Consider the following 4,710-nt stretch of genomic DNA (forward strand, 5'->3'; position numbering starts at 1 on the left):
CGCGCATCGGCGAGCGCGCCGCCGGGCCCGGCAGGGAGGCCGCCTGGTCGCGCCGGGAGCAGTCCGGCACGGCGGGCGCGGACCCGCGGGTGCTCGACGCGCTCGCCGCGGGCAACCGCGCCTACGAGGAGCGCTTCGGCCACGTCTACCTGGTCTGCGCCACCGGCCTGCCGGCGGAGGAGCTGCTGGCCCGGCTGCGCGGGCGGCTGACCGCCGGGCAGGAGGCCGAGCGCGGGACCGTCCGCGCCGAGCTCGCGAAGATCACGCGGCTCCGCCTGGAGAAGCTGCTGGGGGAGGAGTCATGAGCCTGGAGGAGCCGCCGGGGGAGGAGCCATGAGCCTGTCCACGCACGTGCTGGACGCGGCGCTCGGCCGGCCCGCGCACGGCGTCGCCGTACGGCTGGCCCGCGAGGACGGGACGGTGCTCGCCGAGGGACGCACCGACGCCGACGGCCGCATCTCGGGCTGGGCGCCGGGCGCGGGCGTGCACCGGCTGGTCTTCGACACCGGCGCCTACTTCGCCGCCCGCGGCACCGAGACCTTCTATCCGGAGGTCTGCGTCACGTTCACCGTCGCCGACCCGGCGGAGCACCACCACGTGCCGCTGCTGCTGAGCCCGTTCGCCTACTCGACCTACAGGGGGAGTTAGCTTGACCGTCGTTCTCGGGCCCAACCGCTACGGCAAGGCGGAGACCCGGCTGGTCCGCGTCGCCCGCGACGGCGGCGTCCACCACCTCAAGGACCTCAGCGTCAGCACCGCGCTCTCCGGTGACATGGAGGCCGTCCACCTGACCGGGGACAACGCCGCCGTGCTCCCCACCGACACGCAGAAGAACACCGTCTACGCCCTCGCCCGCTCCCGCGGCGTGGACCAGATCGAGGACTTCGCGCTGGCGCTGGCCCGGCACTTCGTGGACTCCCAGCCCACGATCCACCACGCCCGGGTGGAGATCGAGGAGTACTCCTGGGAGCGCGTCCCGCCCGCGGCCGGCGACCCGGGGCGGCGGCGGCACTCCTTCGTCCGCGCCGGCACCGAGGTCCGCACCTGCCTGGTCCACCACGACGCGTCCGGCCGCACCACCGTGGTCTCCGGGCTGAAGGACCTGACGGTGCTCAACTCGACCGGCTCGGAGTTCCACGGGTTCATCCGCGACGCGTACACCACCCTGGCGCCGACCACCGAGCGCATCCTGGCCACCGCCGTCACCGCGCGCTGGCGGCACCTCTCGCCGGACGCCGGCCCCGTCGGCTTCGCGGAGTCCTACGCCGAGGCGCGGCGCCGCCTGCTGGAGGCGTTCGCCGGCACCCACAGCCTCTCCCTCCAGCAGACCCTGTTCGCCATGGGGCGGGCGGTGCTGGCGGCCCGGCCCGAGATCTGCGAGGTGCGCCTGGAACTGCCCAACAAGCACCACTTCCTGGTGGACCTGGAGCCGTTCGGGCTGGACAACCCCGACGAGGTCTACTTCGCCGCCGACCGCCCCTACGGGCTGATCGAGGGCGCCGTCCTGACCGAGGACGCCCCCGGCGCGGGCTTCGCGTGGGAGTGACGGGAGCGACGATGGACTTCCTGCGACCCGGGACCTGGGCGGAGGCGCTGGCCGCCAAGGCGGAGCGGCCGGAGGCGGTGCCCGTCCAGGGCGGCACCGACGTGATGGTCGAGCTCAACTTCGGCCTCCGCCGCCCGCCGGCGCTGCTGGACCTGACCCGCGTCACCGAGCTCGCCGGCTGGGAGGAGGCGCCGGACGGCCGGCTCCGGGTCGGCGCGGGCGTGCCGTACACGCGGCTGATCGCCGAGCTCGGCGACCGCCTGCCCGGCCTCGCGCAGGCCGCCCGCACGGTCGGCTCGCCGCAGATCCGCAACCGCGGCACCGTGGGCGGCAACCTCGGCGCCGCCTCGCCCGCCGGGGACGGCCACCCGCCGCTGCTCGCCGCCGGCGCGGCCGTCGAGGCCGAGTCCGCCGCCCGCGGCGTGCGCATGATCCCCGTCGAGGAGTTCTACCTCGGCGTCAAACGCAGCGCCCTGGAGCCCGACGAGCTGATCCGGGCCTTCTGGGCGCGGCCCGCCGCGGGCCCGCAGTACTTCGCCAAGGTCGGCACCCGCAACGCGATGGTGATCGCGGTCTGCTCCTTCGCGATCGCGCTCGACCCCGCCGCGCGGCGCGCCGGCACCGGCGTCGGCTCGGCCGCGCCCACGCCCCGCCGCGCCCTCGCGGCCGAGGAGTTCCTCGCCGCCGAGCTCGACTGGGACGCGGCCGCGGCCGGCCGGGAGGCGCCGCTCGGGGACGCCGTGGCCGCCCGCTTCGGCGAGCTGGCCGCGCAGGCCGCCTCCCCGATCGACGACGTGCGGGGCACCGCCGCCTACCGCCGGCACGCCCTGGCCGTGCTGGCCCGCCGCACCCTGACCTGGGCCTGGAACGACCTCCAGGCCGCATCCCGTGGAAGGAGGACCGGCTGATGCGCGTCACCCTCACCGTCAACGGCCGCCCCGAGACCGCAGACGACGTCTGGGAGGGGGAGAGCCTGCTGTACGTGCTGCGCGAGCGGCTGGGCCTGCCCGGCTCCAAGAACGCCTGCGAGCAGGGCGAGTGCGGCTCCTGCACCGTCTACCTCGACGGGGTGCCCGTCTGCGCCTGCCTGGTCGCGGCCGGGCAGGCCGAGGGGCGCGAGGTCCGCACGGTCGAGGGCCTCGCCGAGGGCGACCGGCTCGACGAGGTCCAGCGGGCGTTCGTCGAGTGCGGCGCCGTGCAGTGCGGCTTCTGCACCCCCGGCTTCGTCGTGCAGGCCCACGACCTGCTGGCGCGCGTCGAGCGGCCCACCGACACGGAGATCCGCGAGGCGCTGGCCGGCAACCTGTGCCGGTGCACCGGCTACGAGAAGATCCTCGACGCGGTACGGCTCGCCGCGGCCCGCAGGGCGGAGCGCCGGTGAGCCCGCATCCCGGCCCGCACCCGGGTCCTCACCCGGGTCCTCACCCGGGTCCTCACCCGGGTCCTCACCCGGGTCCGCACCTGAGCCCGGGATCCGGCCCGTCCGGGACCCCGTCCGCGACCCCGCCGGGTCCCGGCGCGCGCACCGTCGTCATCGAGAACGCCCACATCGCCCCGGTCGTCGGCGAGGAGATCCCCCGCGGGCACATCAGGATCGACGGCGACCGCATCACCTCGCTCGGGCCCGGCCCGGCGCCCGCCGCCGAGGGCGCCGAGCGGATCGACGGCACCGGCTGCCTGGCCACCCCCGGCCTGGTCAACACCCACCACCACCTCTACCAGTGGGCCTCCCAGGGGCTCGCCCAGGACGCCACCCTCTTCGAGTGGCTGGTGGCGCTCTACCCTGTCTGGGCCGCGATGGACGCCGAGGTCGTGCGCGGCGCGGCGGGCGCCGGCCTGGCCTTCCTCGCCCTGTCCGGTTGCACCACTTCCTCCGACCACCACTACGTCTTCCCGAAGGGCCGCGGCGACCTGCTCGCCGCGGAGATCGAGGCGGCCCGCACGGTGGGCCTGCGCTTCCACCCTGCGCGCGGCTCCATGGACCGGGGCCGCTCGGCGGGCGGCCTGCCGCCGGACAGCGTGGTGGAGAGGATCGACGACATCCTCGCCGCCACGGCCGAGGCCGTCGACGCCCACCACGACCCCTCCTTCTCCTCCAAGCTGCGCATCGCGGTCGCCCCCTGCTCGCCGTTCTCGGTCAGCGCCGAGCTGATGACCGAGTCCGCGGCGCTGGCCAGGGACAAGGGCGTGCGCCTGCACACCCACCTCGCCGAGACCCTCGACGAGCAGGAGCACTGCCTGGAGCAGATGGGCCTGCGCCCGGTCGGGTACGTGGAGAAACTCGGCTGGCTCGGCCCGGACGTGTGGTTCGCCCACTCCGTGCACCTCAGCGACGCCGACATCGACGTCCTCGCGCAGACCGGGACCGGCTCGGCGCACTGCCCCAGCTCCAACGGCAGGCTCGGCGCCGGGATCGCCCGGGTCTCCGAGATGCTCCGGCGCGGCGCCGTGGTCGGCCTCGGCGTGGACGGCAGCGCCTCGGCCGAGCTGACCTCGATGTCCGGCGAGATGCGCCAGGCCCTGCTCCTGCAGCGGGCCCGGTACGGTCCCAGCGCGCTGACCGTCCGCCGGGCACTGGAGATCGCCACTCTCGGCGGCGCGCGGAACCTCGGCCGGGCGGACGAGATCGGCTCGCTGGAACCCGGCAAGCTCGCCGACATCGCGCTCTGGCGGACCGGCGCCTCCTTCGGCGCGGCCGTCACCGACCCGGTCGCCGAGCTCGTCCTCGGCAGCCGGCAGCCGCCGCTGGCCCGGCTGCTGGTCGGCGGCGGGACGGTCGTGGCGGACGACGAGCTGCGCACGGCGCCCCAGGACGAGCTCGGCCGGGCCGGAGGCGCCGCCCACCGGCGCCTGCTCCGCCTGGCGCGGGAGCGGGGTCTCACAACCACCGGGGAGGTCGGCCCGGTCGCGGGACGAATGTGATGATGGTGCTCCACACCACCGCATTCCGGCACGTGCCCGTGCCCGCCCCACCGGGCGGGGACGGGCGGGCGCCGGTCCTCCAGCAGGGAGCAAGGTTGTCTGAGTCGTCGGGGCACATCGTCATCGCTCCGGACAAGTTCAAGGGGTCGCTGACCGGGGCCGAGGTCGCCGCCCGCGTCGCCGCGGGCCTCGGCCCGGGCGTCACCGCGGTCGCGCTGCCGGTGGCCCACGCCGGCGACGGC

Annotated in this window: 6 protein-coding genes; all 6 read left to right on the forward strand. The window is 75.9% G+C overall.

Annotated elements, in window-relative coordinates:
- A partial coding sequence (locus tag ACFOWE_RS15950) for a 2-oxo-4-hydroxy-4-carboxy-5-ureidoimidazoline decarboxylase (protein WP_377288396.1) occupies positions 1–305 on the forward strand: 305 nt, incomplete at its 5' end.
- Positions 306–333: 28 nt separating this feature from the next.
- Complete coding sequence (gene uraH / locus ACFOWE_RS15955) at positions 334–648, forward strand: hydroxyisourate hydrolase (RefSeq protein ID WP_377288398.1); 315 nt, start codon at positions 334–336, stop codon at positions 646–648.
- Between the two features lies 1 nt (position 649).
- Positions 650–1,546: a factor-independent urate hydroxylase gene (gene pucL / locus ACFOWE_RS15960; RefSeq protein ID WP_377288400.1), complete on the forward strand. Its 897-nt coding sequence runs from the start codon at positions 650–652 to the stop codon at positions 1,544–1,546.
- Positions 1,547–1,557: 11 nt separating this feature from the next.
- The gene (locus ACFOWE_RS15965; protein ID WP_377288402.1) at positions 1,558–2,454 is read left to right on the forward strand and encodes an FAD binding domain-containing protein; all 897 of its coding nucleotides are present in this window, start codon (positions 1,558–1,560) and stop codon (positions 2,452–2,454) included.
- Positions 2,454–2,927 (forward strand): (2Fe-2S)-binding protein, encoded by a 474-nt coding sequence (locus ACFOWE_RS15970; RefSeq protein ID WP_377288404.1) that lies wholly within the window; start codon positions 2,454–2,456, stop codon positions 2,925–2,927. Before ACFOWE_RS15965 ends, ACFOWE_RS15970 begins: the two co-directional genes overlap by 1 nt.
- Positions 2,928–3,079: 152 nt before the next feature.
- On the forward strand, positions 3,080–4,468 hold the full coding sequence (locus ACFOWE_RS15975; RefSeq protein WP_377289146.1) for an 8-oxoguanine deaminase: 1,389 nt from the start codon (positions 3,080–3,082) through the stop codon (positions 4,466–4,468).
- The last annotated feature ends 242 nt before the right edge of the window (positions 4,469–4,710 follow it).

It is taken from the genome of Planomonospora corallina (genome assembly GCF_042650625.1).
GTDB classification, from domain to species: domain Bacteria; phylum Actinomycetota; class Actinomycetes; order Streptosporangiales; family Streptosporangiaceae; genus Planomonospora_B; species Planomonospora_B corallina.

Excerpts from the sequence above, each read along its gene's own strand:
- uraH (WP_377288398.1), top strand. The coding sequence starts at position 334 with ATGAGCCTGTCCACGCACGTGCTGGACGCGGCGCTCGGCCGGCCCGCG.
- ACFOWE_RS15965 (WP_377288402.1), top strand. The coding sequence starts at position 1,558 with ATGGACTTCCTGCGACCCGGGACCTGGGCGGAGGCGCTGGCCGCCAAG.
- ACFOWE_RS15970 (WP_377288404.1), top strand. The coding sequence starts at position 2,454 with ATGCGCGTCACCCTCACCGTCAACGGCCGCCCCGAGACCGCAGACGAC.